General features: G+C 75.0%; 14 protein-coding genes. 12 read left to right on the top strand and 2 right to left on the bottom strand.

Annotated elements, in window-relative coordinates:
• Positions 1–86 precede the first annotated feature (86 nt).
• The 12 genes from H9640_RS14130 to H9640_RS14075 all read left to right on the top strand — a co-directional run bounded on the left by H9640_RS14130 (position 87) and on the right by H9640_RS14075 (position 15410).
• On the top strand, positions 87–1277 hold the full coding sequence (locus H9640_RS14130; RefSeq protein WP_191791339.1) for a sensor histidine kinase: 1191 nt from the start codon (positions 87–89) through the stop codon (positions 1275–1277).
• Between the two features lie 98 nt (positions 1278–1375).
• A complete protein-coding gene (locus H9640_RS14125) occupies positions 1376–2152 on the top strand; it encodes a LytR/AlgR family response regulator transcription factor (RefSeq protein WP_307824292.1) in 777 nt (258 codons plus the stop codon).
• Positions 2149–2586 carry a heavy metal transporter gene (locus H9640_RS14120; RefSeq protein WP_191791337.1) on the top strand — a complete coding sequence of 146 codons (438 nt, stop codon included), beginning with the start codon at positions 2149–2151 and terminating at the stop codon, positions 2584–2586. Before H9640_RS14125 ends, H9640_RS14120 begins: the two co-directional genes overlap by 4 nt.
• Positions 2583–4052, top strand: a complete 1470-nt coding sequence (locus H9640_RS14115) for a sodium/solute symporter (protein WP_191791336.1) — start codon at positions 2583–2585, stop codon at positions 4050–4052. The genes H9640_RS14120 and H9640_RS14115 overlap by 4 nt, the downstream gene beginning before the upstream one ends.
• A gap of 277 nt (positions 4053–4329) precedes the next feature.
• Positions 4330–5643, top strand: coding sequence for an aspartate--tRNA(Asn) ligase (aspS, locus tag H9640_RS14110; protein WP_191791335.1), 1314 nt, complete (start codon positions 4330–4332; stop codon positions 5641–5643).
• A gap of 121 nt (positions 5644–5764) precedes the next feature.
• Positions 5765–6553, top strand: coding sequence for an ABC transporter ATP-binding protein (locus H9640_RS14105; protein ID WP_204808727.1), 789 nt, complete (start codon positions 5765–5767; stop codon positions 6551–6553).
• Entirely contained in the window at positions 6550–9156 is a 2607-nt protein-coding gene (locus tag H9640_RS14100) for an ABC transporter permease (protein ID WP_191791334.1), read from the top strand. Before H9640_RS14105 ends, H9640_RS14100 begins: the two co-directional genes overlap by 4 nt.
• Before the next feature lie 108 nt (positions 9157–9264).
• Entirely contained in the window at positions 9265–10134 is an 870-nt protein-coding gene (locus H9640_RS14095; protein WP_191791333.1) for a universal stress protein, read from the top strand.
• A gap of 100 nt (positions 10135–10234) precedes the next feature.
• Positions 10235–11101 (top strand): ABC transporter ATP-binding protein, encoded by an 867-nt coding sequence (locus tag H9640_RS14090; RefSeq protein WP_191791332.1) that lies wholly within the window; start codon positions 10235–10237, stop codon positions 11099–11101.
• A 101-nt stretch (positions 11102–11202) separates the two neighbouring features.
• Positions 11203–12192 (top strand): ABC transporter substrate-binding protein, encoded by a 990-nt coding sequence (locus tag H9640_RS14085; RefSeq protein WP_191791331.1) that lies wholly within the window; start codon positions 11203–11205, stop codon positions 12190–12192.
• Positions 12189–14342, top strand: a complete 2154-nt coding sequence (locus H9640_RS14080; protein ID WP_318243780.1) for an iron ABC transporter permease — start codon at positions 12189–12191, stop codon at positions 14340–14342. Before H9640_RS14085 ends, H9640_RS14080 begins: the two co-directional genes overlap by 4 nt.
• Positions 14343–14411: 69 nt before the next feature.
• Positions 14412–15410, top strand: a complete 999-nt coding sequence (locus H9640_RS14075; RefSeq protein ID WP_307824071.1) for a siderophore-interacting protein — start codon at positions 14412–14414, stop codon at positions 15408–15410.
• A 69-nt stretch (positions 15411–15479) separates the two neighbouring features.
• On the opposite strand, the gene H9640_RS14070 is transcribed toward H9640_RS14075, so the two are convergent.
• The gene (locus tag H9640_RS14070; protein ID WP_191791330.1) at positions 15480–16073 is read right to left on the bottom strand and encodes a YbaK/EbsC family protein; all 594 of its coding nucleotides are present in this window, start codon (positions 16071–16073) and stop codon (positions 15480–15482) included.
• The gene (locus tag H9640_RS14065; protein ID WP_191791329.1) at positions 16070–16615 is read right to left on the bottom strand and encodes a YbhB/YbcL family Raf kinase inhibitor-like protein; all 546 of its coding nucleotides are present in this window, start codon (positions 16613–16615) and stop codon (positions 16070–16072) included. Before H9640_RS14065 ends, H9640_RS14070 begins: the two co-directional genes overlap by 4 nt.
• Positions 16616–16619: the final 4 nt, after the last annotated feature.

Here is a 16619-nt window from a genome sequence, read left to right as displayed (position 1 = left end):
TCGGCCGCCGAGGGTGACGCTCCCGGTCGCCCTCGGCGGTCAGGTCCGTCACCCTCGGCGTCGTCTCCCCGGAATAGGATCGCGACATGTCCGGACCCGTGTTCACCGGCGCCGCCGTCGGCCTGGTCGTCGGCGTCCTGCTCACCGCCGCGCTCGTCGCCGCGTGGCGGCTCGCACGCGGCACGCGCGAGCTCGGCAGCGACTCCGAGCGGGCGACGTTCAGCACGCTGCACCTCGCCTCCCGTGCGGCCAAGCACCTGCGGGACGGGCTCGACGGCGACGACGTCGGGCGCGCGGCCCGCCACCTGCGCACCCTGCTCGGCTGCGAGGCGCTCGCGGTCGTGACGGCCGACGGCGTCGTGGCCCTCGACGGCCCGGCCGCCCTCCGGGCCGAGGCGCAGCGCGTCGGCGCCCGGACGATCGAGACCGGCAGGCGGCAGGTCTACGCGGGGGCCGAGCCGTCGTCGGGCGGGCCCGAGGCCGTCGGGGCGCCCGTCCTCGCCGGCGGTGTCGTCGCCGGGGCCGTCGTCGCGTTCGCGACGCGCGTGCGCCCGCCGCTCGTGCGGGCCACGGGCGAGGTCGCGCAGTGGTGCTCCGCGCAGCTCGAGCTGGGCGAGCTCGAGGCCTCGCGCACCGCGCTCGCGCAGGCCGAGCTGCGTGCGCTGCGCGCCCAGATCAGCCCGCACTTCATCTACAACTCGCTCGGCGCGATCGCCTCCTTCATCAGCACCGACCCCGAGCGTGCGCGCGACCTCGTGCTCGACTTCGCGGACTTCACGCGCTACTCCTTCCGGGGCCGCGGCGACTTCACGACGCTCGCCGACGAGCTGGGCAGCGTCCACTCGTACGTCGAGCTCGAACGTGCGCGGTTCGGCGACCGGCTGACCGTGACGCTCCAGATCGCGCCCGAGTCGCTGTCGACCGTCATCCCGTTCCTCAGCGTCCAGCCGCTCGTCGAGAACGCCGTCCGGCACGGTCTCGAGCCGCGCGAGCGGGGAGGGCGCATCGTCATCAGCGCGCGCGACGAGGGCACCCAGACCGAGATCACGGTCGAGGACGACGGCGTCGGCATGTCTCCCGAGACGTTGCGGGCCCTGCTCGCGACGGGGTCGCGCGCGACGAACGTCGGGCTGCGCAACGTCGACACGCGCGTGCGCCAGCTCTACGGCGACCAGCACGCGCTCGAGATCGAGACGAACGAGGGCGCGGGTACCCTCGTGCGGATGCGCGTCCCGAAGTCCCAGCCCCAGCACGAGACCGAGGTGAGCCGGCCGTGAGCGACCACGCCCCCCGTCTCGCACCGCCCGCCGGTCCTGCCGACGAGGCCGGCGGGGTCGGCGGAGCCGCAGGCCCGCGTCCCGGCGTCGACGTCCTCGTGGCCGACGACGAGCGTCCGGCCCTCGACGAGCTGACCGCGCTCCTGCGCCGCGACCCGCACGTGCGCTCGGTGCACGCCGTCGCGTCGGGCGCCGAGGCCCTGCGCTGGCTGTCCGAGCACCCCGTGCACGTCGCGTTCCTCGACATCCACATGCCGGGGCTCACCGGGCTCGACCTCGCCCGCGCGCTGTCGCGGTTCTCGGTCCGGCCCGCGGTGGTGTTCGTGACGGCCGACGAGGCCCGGGCCACCGAGGCGTTCGACGTCGAGGCCGTCGACTACGTGCTCAAGCCCGTCCGGCGCGAGCGGCTTGCCCGCGCGGTCGAGCGCGCGGTCGCCGCCCAGTCCGGCCCGGCATCGCAGGTGTCCCGGGACGCGGACGGCACCGACACCCACGCCGCGGAGCGGCCCGCCCCGACCACGCAGGTCCCCCCGGCCGACGAGACCATCGCCGTGACGGTCGGCACGACGACGCGCGTCGTGCTGCGCTCGGCCGTGCGCTGGGTCCAGGCCCAGGGCGACTACTCACGCCTGGTCACGGACTCCGACAGCTACTTGGTGCGCGAGCCCCTCTCCGACCTCGAGGAGCGCTGGAGCCCCGCGGGCTTCCTGCGCGTGCACCGCTCGTACCTCGTCGACCGCGCCGCCGTGACGGCGGTCCGCCTCGGTGGTGCGCACCCGGTCGTGGTCGTCGCCGGGCAGGAGGTCCCGGTGAGCCGACGCATGGCGCCGTCCGTGCGCGACGCGCTCCTGCGCCGCCCAGGGGGCCGTCCGTGAGCTCGCAGGAGCTGCCGCCGCGGGTCGTCGTCCGCTCGACCGACCCCTTGCCGCCCGGCCCGTCCGACGCCCCACCCGGCGCGCCGGACGCGGGGGAGGAGGCGCCGTCGGGCGCGGTGCGCGAGGGCCCCGGGGACACGCCCGGGCCCGACGGCGGGAGCGAACCCGCGGCCGTGTACGCCCGCAGCCTCGCGCGGACCCAGCTGCGGCTCGCGCTCGCGTGCGTCGTGTCGTTCCTGGCCGTGGTCACGCTGCTCACGGTCACGATGAGCGCGGTGCCGACGCTGGGCGACGTGCACGTCCTCGGCGTGCCGCTGCCGTGGCTCCTGCACGCGTACGGCTTCTACCCGGTCATCGGGGCGTTCGCGCTCGTGTTCGCCCTGGCCGCGGCCCGCAACGAGCGACGCTTCCGCGCACTGGTGGACGACGAGTGAGCTCGGCCCTGCCGCTCGTCGCGGTCGGCCTGCTGCTGCTCGCGACCGGGCTCATCGGCTTCTACGGGCTGCGGATCTCGCGGACGACGAGCGACTTCTTCGTCGCGTCCCGGACGGTGCAGCCCGTGTGGAACGCGTCGGCGATCAGCGGCGAGTACCTGTCGGCGGGGACGTTCCTGGGGTTGTCCGGCCTCGTGCTGCTCTCGGGGGCCGAGGCGTTCTGGTTCCCCGTCGGGTATGCCGCGGGCTACCTGCTCGTGCTGCTGTTCGTCGCCGGGCCCCTGCGCCGCAGCGGGGCCTACACGATCCCCGACTTCGTCCAGGCACGCCTCGACTCGCTCTCCGCCCGGCGCGTCACGAGCGTCCTGGTGCTCGTCATCGGGTGGCTGTACGTCGTGCCGCAGCTCCACGGCGCCGCGCTCGTCATCACGACCGTGGCTCCCGTGCCGCCATGGGTCGGATCGGTCGGGGTGGCCGCGGTCGTGAGCGCCGTGGTCGCCGCGGGCGGCATGCGCTCGGTGACGTTCGTCCAGGCGTTCCAGTTCTGGGTCAAGCTCACGGCGCTCGCGGTCCCCGTGGTCTTCCTGTTGATCGTGCTCGGCGGGCAGGACCTGACGCTCGACCCCGCGCAGGTCTTCCCGCCCGAGGCCGGGCCGCGCGCGTACGACACCTACACGACGGCCTCGCTGCTGCTCGCGCTGCTGCTCGGCACGATCGGCCTGCCGCACGTCCTCGTGCGCTTCTACACGAGCCCCGACGGCGTCTCGGCCCGGTGGACGACCGTGGTCGTGATCGGCATGATCAGCGTCTTCTACATGGTCTCGAGCACCATGGGACTGATCGCCCGCGTCGTTGCCCCCGACCTCGCCGAGCCCGGCGTCGCGGACACCGTGGCGCTCGTGCTGCCGTCGCGGCTCGTGCCGGGCCTGGGCGGCGAGCTGCTCTCGGCGCTCGTGATCGCCGGGGCGTTCGCGGCGTTCCTCGGGACGTCCTCAGGACTCGTGGTCTCGCTCGCGGGGGTCGTGAGCCAGGACCTGTTCGGCGGCACGGTCCGCTCGTTCCGCTGGTCCGCGGTCGCGTGCACGATCGTGCCCCTCGCGTTCGCGCTCGTGACCATCCCGCAGGGGCTCGTGACGAGCGTCGGGACCGTGTTCGTGTTCGCGGCTTCCGCGCTGTCCCCGACGATCCTGCTGGGCGTGTGGTGGCGGCGCCTGACCGCGCGCGGGGCGATCGCGGGCATGGTCGTCGGCAGCGCGCTGTGCGCCGCGGCGCTCCTCGTGACCTCGGCGCTCGGCCAGGGAGACGGGCTCGCGCGCAGCCTCCTGGCCCAGCCCGCGGCCTGGACGATCCCGCTCGCGACCGCCACGACCGTCGTCGTGTCCCTGCGCGACCGGCGCGGGCCGCAGCCGCGCACGGACCGCTTCCTGCGGCGGCTCCACGTGCCGGAGCGCGCTCCCGAGCGCTGAGTGCGTGGTCCGGCCGCGACACGCCCGGCGAGTCGCGGCCGCACCCCGCAGTCGGGGGCCGCCCCGGAAATCCCCGCGACGCCCGGTCGGTCCGTGGGTATCGTCGGAGCCGGTGGACGTGAGGCGTGACGACCCTCGGCCCGGACCTCGCGCCGGGCGCACGACCCCCGCGCGTCCGGCGGACCGACGAGAGGCCGGGACCTCCCGGCGAAGGAGTGGTGGCACCGCGACCTAGCCCCCGCCCGCTCCTCCAGGGCCTTCGCCTGCTGGAGGAACCATGAGACCACCGACCCCGCCCACCGCCTCGACCGCACCCCGGACCCTCGCCGCCGACCTGCCGGCCCTCCCACCCGGCACGTCCGTCACGCTCCGTGGCTGGGTGCATCGGCGCCGCGCCCTCGCGACCGTGACCTTCCTCGTGCTGCGGGACCGGTCAGGGCTGGCGCAGGTCGTGGTGCGCGCGGGCGACGGGCAGGTCGTGCCGCCCGAGGAGACCGTGGTCGAGGTCACGGGCCTGACGACCGCGAACGCCCAGGGTCCGGGCGGGGTCGAGGTGACCTCGCCGACCGTCGTGCCGCTCACCGACCCGGCCGTGACCCCGCCCGTCGAGCTGTGGCGCCCGTCGCTCGACGTGGGGCTCTCCACGATGCTCGACCATGCCGCGGTCGCCTGGCGGCACCCCGCGCAGCGCGCGCGGTGGGAGGTCGCGGCCGCGTCGTTGCGCGGGTTCCGTGAGGCCCTCGACGCGCAGGGCTTCACCGAGGTGCAGTCGCCCAAGATCGTCGGGACCGCGACCGAGTCGGGGGCCGAGGTGTTCGCTCTCGACTACTTCGGTCGCCCGGCCTTCCTGGCGCAGAGCCCGCAGTTCTTCAAGCAGCAGCTCGTCGGGGTCTTCGAGCGCGTGTACGAGGTGGGGCCGGTCTTCCGGGCCGAGCCGCACGACACCGTGCGTCACCTCGCCGAGTACGTCTCGCTCGACGTCGAGCTCGGCTTCGTCCGCGACCACCGCGACGTGCTGGCCGTCCTGCGCGACGTCCTGGCCGGCATGGCTTCCGCCGTCCACCAGCACGCCGGGCGGGCGGTCGCCGCGTACGGCTTCGGGGTGCCGGTCGTGCCCGACGAGATCCCCGTGATCCACTTCGCCGAGGCCCTGGCCCTCGTCGGGGCCCCCGACGACGAGCCCGACCTGGCCCCCGAGCACGAGCGTGCGCTGGGGCGGTGGGCGCTCGCCGAGCACGGCAGCGACCTCCTCGCGGTCGAGGGCTACCCGATGGCGAAGCGTCCCTTCTACACGCACCCGCAGCCGGGCGACGCGCGGTGGAGCAACAGCTTCGACCTGCTCTTCCGTGGGGTCGAGCTCGTCACGGGCGGTCAGCGCCTGCACCGGTACGCGGACTACGTCGCGGCGATCACGGCCCGTGGTGAGGACCCGGCCGGGTACGCGACGTACCTCGAGGCGTTCGAGCACGGGATGCCGCCGCACGGCGGCTTCGCGATCGGCCTCGAACGCTGGACCGCGCGCCTGACGGGCGCGGCGAACGTCCGCGAGGTCGCGCTCTTCCCGCGCGACCTGCACCGCCTCGCGCCCTAGCGCAGGGGCGCCCCCGTCCGGTACGGGGGACAACCCCACCCCGTTCGGGGGACGGGCCGGATGGTCCGGTTCGTCCCCCGCTCGTTACGTTCGAGACTCACGCCACGACGGGGGTTTCGAGTTGAGGACAACCACGACCAGGCGGACCGCCGAGGCATCCACGAGGGATGCCCCGGCGGTCTCGCCGTACGCCCTGCAGGTCGCAGGGATCACCAAGACGTACGCCGCGGGCAAGCGGTCGGTGCACGCCCTGCGGGGCGTGTCCCTGGCGCTCCCGAGGGGCAGCTTCACGGCCGTGATGGGGCCGTCGGGCTCGGGCAAGAGCACGTTGCTGCACTGCGCCGCGGGTCTCGACCGGCCGACGGGCGGCTCGGTCCACCTGGGCGGGGTGGACCTGTCCACGCTGACCGAGGACGAGCTCACGGCGCTGCGCCGGGGCCGCATCGGGTTCGTCTTCCAGGCCTACAACCTCATGGGGTCGTTGACGGTCGCGGAGAACGTCGGGCTGCCGCTGCGGCTCGCGGGCGAGCGGGCCGACCCGGCGTGGTTGCGCGAGATCGCGGCCCGCGTCGGGATCGAGGACCGCCTCGACCACCGTCCGAGCGAGCTCTCGGGCGGTCAGCAGCAGCGCGTGGCGATCGCGCGGGCGCTCGTGACGCGCCCCGACGTCGTCGTCGCGGACGAGCCGACCGGGGCCCTCGACACGCGCACGAGCAAGCACGTGCTCGAGCTGCTGCGGTTCCTGGTCGACACGCTCGGCCAGAGCGTCTTCATGGTCACGCACGACCCGGTCGCGGCCTCGTTCGCGGACCGCGTCGTGTTCCTGGCCGACGGGCAGGTCGCGGGCGACCTCGTCCGCCCGACCCCCGAGCAGGTCGCCGACCGCATGACGCACCTCGGGGAGTGGTGAGCGTGCTGGGCCTCGCGCTGAGCACGCTGCGCGCGCGCCGCAAGAGCTTCGTCGGTCCGTTCGTCGCACTGTTCCTGAGCGCGATGCTCGTCGCGGCGTGCGGGCTGCTCATGGAGTCGGGCATCCGGCAGGGCATCGGTCCTGAGCGCTACGCGGGCGCCGACCTGGTCGTGACCGCGAAGCAGTCGCTCGCGGTCGACGTGGACTACGACGAGCCCTTCGGCGGCCGCGTCCGCCTGCCCGCGTCGGCGGTCGACGAGCTCGCCGCGATCCCCGGTGTCGGGCGCGCGGTGGGCGACGTCGAGGTGCGCCTCGGCGCCGTCGGGCCGTCGGGCGACCTGGCCGGTGCGGTCGACGGGCGCCCGCCCGTGGGCCACGGGTGGTCCTCGGCGACGCTCGGGCCGTTCGTCCTCGCGCAGGGCGACGGCCCGACGGCGCCGGGCCAGGTCGCGCTCGACGACGCACTGGCCGCGCGGCTCGCCGTGGGCGTGGGCGACGACGTCACCCTGGCCGTGGGGTCGACGCCGGGGGAGTACCGGGTGACCGGGATCGTCTCCCCGCCCGAGGGGACCGGTGCGCTGCGGCAGGGCGTGGCGTTCTTCACCGACGAGCAGGTCGCGGACCTCGCCGCAGGGGGCCCGGGCGCGCCCGGGCGACCCGGTGCGGCAGACACCCGAGGGGAGATCGACGCCGTCGGGATCCTGGCCGCGGACGGGACGGACGTCCGGGCGCTCGCCGCGGACGTGCGCGAGCGCACCGGGCTGACCGTGCGCACGGGCGACGCCCGCGGCTCGGTCGAGTTCGCCGACGCCTCGGGCTCGGCGACCACGCTGGTCGCGATCGCCGGCAGCTTCGGCGGGATCATGCTCGTCGTCGTCGTGTTCGTCGTCGCCAGCGCCCTGGGTCTCGTGGTGCAGCAGCGGCGCCGCGAGCTCGCGCTGCTCCGCGCGGTGGGTGCGACCCCGCGCCAGGTCCGGCGGATGATCTCTGCCGAGATGCTCGTGCTGTCCACGACGGCCGCGGTCCCGGGGGCTCTCCTGGGCATCGCCGCGGTCGGCGTGCTGCACGGCCTGTTCGTCCGGGCGGGGGTCGTCTCGGCGGACTACCCGGTCGCGGTGGGACCGCTGCCGGTCGTGGTCGCCGTGGTGCTCACCGTGGGTGTCGCGTGGCTCGCCGGGAGGATGTCGGCCCGGCGGGCGATCACGGTGAAGCCCGTCGAGGCGCTGGGCGAGGCCGCGGTGCAGACCCCGCGGCTGGGCGTCACGCGCACGGTGGTCGGCGGGGTCCTGGTCGTCGGCGGGGTGTTCCTGTCGATGCTGCCCGCGTTCGTCGCGGGCGAGGACGCGCTCGCGGGGGCCGCGCTCTCCGGCGTGGTGCTCGTGATCGCCGTCGCGCTCCTGGGGCCGCGGATCGTGCACGCCCTCGTGCTGCTGGTCGAGCCGTTCCTGCGGCGCAGCCCGCACGCGAGCACCTACCTCGCGGGCCGCAACACCCGAGCGAGCTCGCGACGGCTCGCGGGGGCCGTCGTGCCGCTCGTGCTCGCGATCACCATGACGGTCGTGCAGGTCTCGCTCGGGGCCGCGCAGGTGGCCGAGACCGAGCGTCAGGTGGCCGACGGGCTCCGCGCGGACCTCGTGCTCGCGAGCAGCGGTACGGGCCTCTCGCCCGACCTCGCGGGGCAGGTCGCGGGCGTCGCGGGCGTCGCCTCGGTGACCCCGACCGTGCGGAGCCAGGCCCTCGTACGCTTCGCCGAGTCGGACGGCACGCTCACGGCCGAGGCCCTGACCGTCCAGGGCGTCGACCCGGCGGACCTGGCCGCCGCGATCGACCTGGACGTGCGCGAGGGCTCGACCGACGACCTGCACGGCGAGTCGGTCGCCCTCAGCGTCACGGGAGCGAGCAAGGCACGGGCCGGGCTCGGGGACACCGTCGAGCTCCATCTCGCGGACGGCACGCGGGTCGACGCCGCCGTCGTCGCGATCTACGGGCGCGGCATGGGCTTCGGTGACGCCCTGCTCCCGCGGGACCTGGTCCTGCCCGCGTCGGGGGACCGGCTGGACGGCTCGCTGCTCGTGGTGGCCGAGGAGGAGACCGCCGTCGAGACGCTCGCGGAGGACCTCGGCCGGGCGACCGCCCCGTACCCGGGTGTCGTGCTCGCCGACCGGGCGTCGCTGGTCGCCGCCGAGAAGGCAGCGCTCGAGGCGAACACGTGGACGTCGATGATCCTGCTCGTGGTGCTGTTCGGGTACGTCGCCCTGAACGTCGCGAACGCCCTGGTCATGTCGACCGTCGACCGGCGGCGCGAGATCGCGCTGCTGCGCCTGGTCGGGACGCGGGACCGTCAGGTCCTGCGGATGATGCGGGTCGAGGCGGGCGTGGTGGTCGGCGTCGCCGTGCTGGTCGCGACGGTGATCCTGCTTCCTCCGCTGGCCGGCGTGAGCCTCGGGCTGAGCGAGGGGCAGCGGGCGGTGCCAGCACTCTCCCCGGTCGCGTACCTCGCGACGGTCGCGGGCGCGGGCGCCGTCGGGTACCTCTCGATGCTCCTGCCGACCCGTGCCGCGCTGCGGGCCCGACCGGTCGAGAGCATCGGGCTGCGGGAGTGACGTGAGTGCGTGATTCGGCTGCGACACGCCCGGCGCGTCGCAGCCGAACCACGCACCGGGCGGTGCCCCGCCCTCGCGCCGGGCCGCCGACGGGGTGACCATGGACGTATGTCCACCGTCGGACCGGTCGTGGTCGGCTATGACGGGTCGCCCTCCGCGACCTCCGCAGTGCGCTGGGCCGCGCGCGAGGCCCGACGGCGTGGCGCCCGTCTGGAGGTCGTCTTCGCCCGAGACGCGCACGACACGCACCTCGAACCCTCGTTGCCGGGGGGAGGCGAGAACGCGCAGGCCGGGGCGCGAGCGCTCGCCGAACGGGGCCGGGTCCAGGCGCTCGAGGTCGAGCCCGACGTCGAGGTCGAGGCGACCGTGGAGTACACGACCCCGGCCGCGACGCTCGTCGGGACGTCGCTCGACGCCTCGATCGTGGTCGTCGGGTCGGGGGACCACGGGCGGGTCCGCGGCGAGCTCGGCGGCTCGGTGGCGCTCGCGGTCGCCGCGCACGCGCACTGCCCGGTCGTCGTGGTCCACGGGGACGTCGAGGCGCTGCGGGACGTGAACCTGCCCGTGGTCGTGGGGGTCGACGGCTCGACGCACGCGACCGGTGCGCTCGACCACGCGGCCGAGGTCGCGGCCTCGCGCGGTGCGTCGCTGCGGGTCGTGGTCGCGTGGTGGACGCGCGCCTCGGCGCACCTCGAGAGCTACATGGCCGCGGAGTTCCCGCGCGAGCGCGCCGAGAACGGGGCCGAGCGACTGCTCGCGGCCGCGCTCGCCCAGGTGCACGAGGACTACCCGGACCTGGAGGTCGAGGGCTCGACCGTGGAGGCGCAGCCGGCTCCCGCGCTGGTCAGGGCCTCGGAGGGGGCCGAGCGCCTGGTCGTCGGGTCGCGCGGGCGGGGCGGGTTCGCGGCGCTCGTCCTGGGTTCGGTGAGCCACTCGCTCGTGCGTGAGGCGCACTGTCCCGTGACGATCGTGCGCTGAGCCTCGTTCCCGGTCGGAGACGTGATCCCGACCACATCTTCGGTGCTGATGCGGGTCCGGGGCTTTCACCCGGTCGGGATGTTTGGTTAGGCTCACCTCTGTGAGCCACACCTTATCCGGCGACGACAACGCTCCCACCGCCCAGGACGCCGCCCTCCCAGCCCTCGCCGGAACCGGGCTGAGCCTCGGGTACGACGGGACCGCCGTCGTGCACGACGCCTCCCTGCGCCTGCTCCCCGGACAGGTCACCGCGCTCATCGGTCCCAACGGGAGCGGCAAGTCCACGCTCCTGCGCTCGCTCGCCCGGCTCCACAAGCCCGTCGAGGGGACCGTGAGCCTGCCCGACGTCCCCGACGCGCTCGCGCTGCACCCCAAGGACTTCGCACGCCGCGTCACCCTGCTCTCGCAGAGCCGCCCCACGCCCAACGGCGTGAGCGTGCGCGACGTCGTCGGGTACGGGCGCCACCCGCACCGGGCGCGCTTCCGGTCCACGGACCCCGACGGCGCCCGCGCGATCGCCTGGGCCATGGACGTCACCGGCGTCGCGGCGATGGCGGGCCGCGGCGTCGACGAGCTGTCGGGCGGCGAGCTCCAGCGCGTGTGGCTCGCGACCTGCCTGGCCCAGGACACGGGCGTGCTGCTCCTCGACGAGCCCACGACCTACCTCGACCTGCGCTACCAGGTCGAGATCCTCGACCTGATGCGCGACCTCGCGGACGACCACGGCGTGGCCGTGGGCGTCGTGCTGCACGACCTCAACCAGGCGGCCGCGGTCGCGGACCACGTGGTCCTGCTCCAGCGCGGCGTCGTCCGTGCCGCGGGCGTGGCCGCCGACGTCCTGACCGCCGACGCGCTCAGCGAGACCTACGGCATCCGGATCGAGGTCACGCACGACCCGCTGACCGGCACGGTGCAGACCGCGCCCGTCGGGCGGCACACGACCCGCAGGCTCGTCGCCGTCCCCTGACGACCCGAGCCTCCCGACCGTGCTGCCGCGCACCCCGGTGCGGCAGCCCACCGAGCCCCGCCCCCCGGCGCGGGCAGCACCCTCAAGGACACAGGACCCCCATGCGAACGACCCTCCGGACCGGCCTGCCCGCCGTCCTGCTCGTGACAGCGCTCACCCTCGCCGCGTGCGGCACCACGGAGGAGGCGGACGCCGGCGGCGCGTCCAAGGCCCCCGCCTCCGACGCCGGCCCCGTCACGTTCACCGACGAGCGCGGTGAGCAGACGCTCGACGCCCCCGCGACCGAGGTCGTCTCGCTCGAGTGGGGCCTGACCGAGAACCTGCTGGCGCTCGGCGTGGACGTCGTGGGCCAGGCCGACGTCGAGGGCTACAACACGTGGGACACCTCGGTCGCGCTCGACGCGTCGACGCCCGACGTCGGGATGCGTGGCGAGCCCAGCCTCGACGCCATCTCCGCGCTCGAGCCCGAGCTCATCGCCGTCACCACGGACACCCCCGACAACGTGATCGACCAGCTCGCGGACATCGCGCCCGTCGTGACGCTGCGCGGCTCCGACGGCACCGACCCGATCGGGTACATGCGCCAGACGGTCGAGACCCTCGCGACCGCCACGGGCACCGAGGACAAGGGCACCGAGCTGCTCGAAGGGTTCGACGCGAAGGTCGCCGAGGGCAAGAAGGCACTCGAGGAGGCCGGCGTCGCGGGCGCCTCGTACGTCATGGCCGACGGCTGGGTCAACAACGGCACCGTCTCGGTGCGCATGTACACGCCCGGCTCGTTCCTCGGCGCGGTCGGCGCCGAGCTCGGCCTGGCGAACGCGTGGACCGGCGAGGGCGACCCCGACTACGGGCTCGCACAGACCGACGTCGAGGGCCTGACGGCGCTGAGCGACGTCCAGTTCGTCTACGCCGCGAGCGACTCCGAGGCCGACCCGTTCGCCGAGGGCCTGGCGGGCAACGCGATCTGGGAGCAGCTCCCGTTCGTCGTGGCCGGTGACGTGCACCGCATCCCCGACGGCATCTGGATGTTCGGCGGGCCCGCGTCCGCGAACGCCTACGTCGACGCGCTCGTCGCGGCTCTGACCCAGTGAGCACGAGCGCCCCGGGGGGACTCTCGACGGCCCGGCACGAGGTCCCGGACGACACCACCGGTCTCCTCGCCCCGCCGCTTCCCCCGGGGCGCTCGCGCCTCCGGTTCCGTCTGACGGTCGCCTCGGCGTTCGTCGTCGGGATCCTCGCAGTCCTGGTGCTGGCCGCGGTCCACCTCACGCAGGGGACGGCCGACGTCGGGCTCGGCGACCTGCTGCGCCTCGTGACCGGCGGCGACGCCGACGCCGACCGGACCGCCGCGGCCGTGCTGCTCGCCTCGCGCCTTCCGCGCCTGCTCGCGGGCCTCCTCGTGGGCGTCTCGCTCGGCGCGGCGGGCGCCGCGCTGCAGTCCGTGGCGCGCAACCCGCTCGCCTCGCCCGACACGCTCGCGGTCAACGCGGGCGCGTACGTCGCGGTCGTGGGGGCGGCCGTGATCGGCGTGACCCTGCCGTTCTACCTCTCGGGGACGCTCGCGCTCGTCGGCGGGCTCGCGGCCTCGGGCCTCGTGCTCGTCCTGGCCCGCGGCGGTGCCGCCGGGCCGACCCGGCTCATCCTCGCGGGCTCGGCCATCACGCTCGCGCTGCACTCCCTGACGACCGTGCTGCTCGTGCTGTTCCAGCAGGAGACCATGGGGCTGTTCGCGTGGGGGAGCGGCTCGATCGTCCAGTCCGGCACGTCGCAGGTCGTGCTCGCGGCCCCGCTCGTGGTCGTCGGCCTCGGCGGGCTGCTCCTCGTGGCCCACCGCCTGGACCTGCTGGCGCTCGGCGACGACACCGCGACGGTCCTCGGGATCGACGTGCGCGCGACGCGCGTCGTGACCATCCTGCTCGCTGTGCTGCTCTCCGCCACGGCCGTCACGGTCGCGGGCCCGGTCGGCTTCGTCGGCCTGTGCGCCCCCGTGGTCGTGCGCCTCGTGGCCCGCAAGGTCCCCGGGCTCAACCGGCACCGCGTGCTCATCCCGCTGGCGGGGATCGCGGGCATGATCGTGGTCCTCGGCGCCGACGTCCTGCTGCGCCTCGTCCTGCCCGGCACCTACGGCGTGGCCGTCCCGACGGGCGTCATCACGACCGTGTTCGGTGCCGTGGTGCTCGTGTGGCTCGCGCGCCGGCTCAAGGACTCCGGTCCCGCCGCCGGGACCCGCGCCGCGCACGTCCGGCCGCGCGGCGCACGCCGTGCCCTGGTCGTGGTGACCGTCCTCGTCGCGCTCCTGGTCGCGGCCACGGTCGCCGCGCTCCTGCTGGGCGACAGGCTGCTGCTCACGGGCGACGTCCTCAACTGGGCCGCCGACCGGGCGGGCAAGCAGGTGAGCTTCGTGCTCGACCAGCGCGTCCCGCGCGTGCTCGCCGCGATCCTCGCGGGGGCTGCGCTGGGCCTGGCCGGGACGGTCGTGCAGGCCGTGTGCCGCAACCCGCTGGCCGAGCCCGGCCTGCTCGGCGTGACGGCGGGCGCGGGGCTGGGCGCCGTCGGGGTCGTGCTGCTGGTTCCTGGCGTCGGCATCATGGGCATGTCCCTCGCCGCCGTCGTCGGCGCGCTGGGCACGTTCGCGATCGTCTATCGCCTCGCGTACCGGGGCGGGCTGAGCTCGGACCGGCTCGTGCTCATCGGCATCGGCATGAGCACGGGCGCCACGGCTCTGACGACGCTCGTGATCGTGGTCGTCGCGCCCTGGAACCTCAACGTCGCGCTCACCTGGTTGTCGGGGTCCACGTACGGACGGACCTTCGACCACCTGATCCCGGTCGTCCTGGCGCTGCTCGTGGTCGTGCCCGTCGCGGTGCTCCACCGGCGCGAGATGGACGTCCTGGCGCTCGACGAGGACACCCCGCGCGTCCTGGGCCTGCGCCTGGACCGCACGCGCCTGCTGCTCCTGGGGGCCAGCGCGTGCCTGACGGCCGCCGCGGTGTGCGCGGTCGGGGTCGTGGGGTTCGTGGGGCTCGTCGCCCCGCACGCGGCCCGCGCCCTCGTCGGTTCGCGCAACGGCCGGGTGATCCCGGTCGCGATGCTGCTCGGGGCCGTCCTCGTGAGCGTCGCCGACACCGTGGGGCGGACGGTCATCGCGCCCGCCCAGATCCCCGCGGGCCTGACGACCGCGCTCATCGGCGCGCCCTACTTCGTGTGGCTCCTGTGGCGCAGCCGCGGCCGCGAGGCGTGAGAGTGATCCCGACCACACGTTCGGCCTCAGGGGTTCACCCGGCCCCGATGTTTGGTTAGGCTCGCCTACGTGACTCAGACCAGTGTCGTGACCGCGCAGGAGATCTCCCCGTTCCGCATGTTCGACGTGCAGGTGCGACGGGTCGAGAAGCTCTCGCCGAGCTTCCTGCGCGTGACCTTCACGGGCCACGACCTCCACGAGTTCGCCGACAACGGCCTCGACCAGCGCATCAAGCTCGTCTTCCCCGCGCCCGACGGTGGCTACGAGCACCTCGTCCGCACGGGCGAGTGGTACTCGGCATGGCGCGCGCAGCCCGAGGAACGTCGCAACCCGCTGCGCACCTACACGGTGCGGGCCGTGCGCCCCGAGGCCTCCGAGGTCGACATCGACCTCGTCCTGCACGGCGACGCGGGGCCCGCGTCCCGGTGGGCTCTCGCCGCGCGCCCCGGCAGCGAGATCGTGCTGCTCGGCCCCAACGGCCTGTGGACGGGTGCGCACGGCGGCGTCGAGTTCTCCCGTCCCGTCCGCAGCCACGCGCTGCTCCTCGCAGGCGACGAGACCGCCGTCCCCGCGATCGCCTCGATCCTGGGCTCCCTGCCCGCCGACGAGGTCGGCGAGGTCTTCCTCGAGGTCCCGTACGAGGGCGACGTCCTGCCCGTCACGGCTCCGGCGGGCGTCAACGTCACGTGGCTCGCCCGTGAGGGGCGCGCGCACGGCGACCTGCTGGTCCCCGCGGTCCGCGAGGCCGCCGACCGCCTGCTCGAGCGCAACGTCTGCGGCGCGACGCACTCGCTCACGTGCGCGGCCCGCGGGCTCGTCCAGCGCCAGGGCGGGCTCGCCGAGGCGGCCGAGCTCGAGGACGTCGACATCGACACGGACATCCTCTGGGAGGTCCCCGTGGACGAGGACGGCACGCCGCTCGTCGCGTGCGCCGAGCTCTACGCGTGGCTCGCGGGGGAGGCGTCGGTCATCAAGACCCTGCGCCGCTACCTCGTGTCGGAGCGCGGCGTCGACCGCCGCTCGGTCGCGTTCATGGGCTACTGGCGCGAGGGCCGCGCCGAGGGCTGACGGCCGCGAGACCGCGCCGAGGGCTGACAGCCGCGAGACCGCGCCGGGAGGGTCGACGACCCGTCGCGCTCACCCCACCGGCACGCCCAGCCCGTCGACCAGCTCGACCCCGGGCAGCCGCGCGAGCAGCGCGCCCGGCAGCAGCAGCTTGGACCGGCGCAGCCCGCTCCCGACGAGCGCGGGCTCGCCGTCGGTCGCGACGCGCGCGTCGAGCAGGACGCGCCAGCCGTCCGGGAGCCCGATCGGGGTGATCCCGCCGTACTCCATGCCGGACTCGGCGACGGCCCGGTCCGTGGGCAGGAACGACGCCTTGCGCACGTCGAGCAGCGACCGCACGCGCGAGTTCACGTCGGCGCGGGTCGTGGCGCGCACGACCGCTGCCGCGATGCGTTCGTCGCCCCCGCGTCGTCCGGCGACCAGGACGCAGTTCGCCGAGGCTTCCGGGGGCAGGTCGTGCGCCGCGTTGAGCGTCGCGGTGTCCGCGAGGTCGGGGTCGATCTCCACGACCGCGACCTGCTGCGCGACGCCCGGGTCCAGCGCGGCCCAGCGGGCGAGGGCCTGCGCGACGGGCGGTGCGAGCAGGTCGAGCCTGTCCGTGGCCGGGACCCAGGCGAGGTCGCCCAGGGTCGGGAACGTCGCGGGTCCGCTCGTGCCGTGACTCATGCGGTGACCAGGACCTGGTAGGTCGGCGTGATGGTCGCGCGCGCGATCGTGTGGAACAGCGCGGCGATCGCGACGGCCGTCGGGGGCGTCGCGGGGGTCACGTCGAGCCGCTCGACGTCGAGCGCGTGCACCGCGAAGACGTATCGGTGCGGGCGGTCCCCGGGCGGCGGTGCGGCGCCCAGGTAGCCGGGGCCTCCGCCGTCGTGCCGGGTCTGGAACGCGCCCTGGGGCAGGTAGCCGCCACCGGGGGAGCCTGCGCCCTGCGCGAGGGTCACGGTGGCGACGGGCAGGTTGACGACGGTCCAGTGCCAGTACCCCGCCGGGGTCGGTGCGTCGGGGTCGAAGCAGTTGACCAGGAACGAGCGCGTGGCCGCGGGGAAGTGGTTCCACGCGAGCTCGGGCGAGCGGTTGTCGCCCTCGGCCGCGTGGGTGCGGGCCATGGGCTCCCCCTGCACGACGTCGTCGCTCGTCACCGTGAAGAGCGGCACCCGCGGCAGCAGCGAGTAGGGGTCGGGGGCGATCGGACGGTCGGCGAGGTTCATCGGT

Source organism: Oerskovia gallyi, assembly GCF_014836745.1.
In the GTDB taxonomy this organism is placed as follows: domain Bacteria; phylum Actinomycetota; class Actinomycetes; order Actinomycetales; family Cellulomonadaceae; genus Oerskovia; species Oerskovia paurometabola.
This window is presented reverse-complemented; position numbering and strand designations above follow the sequence as displayed.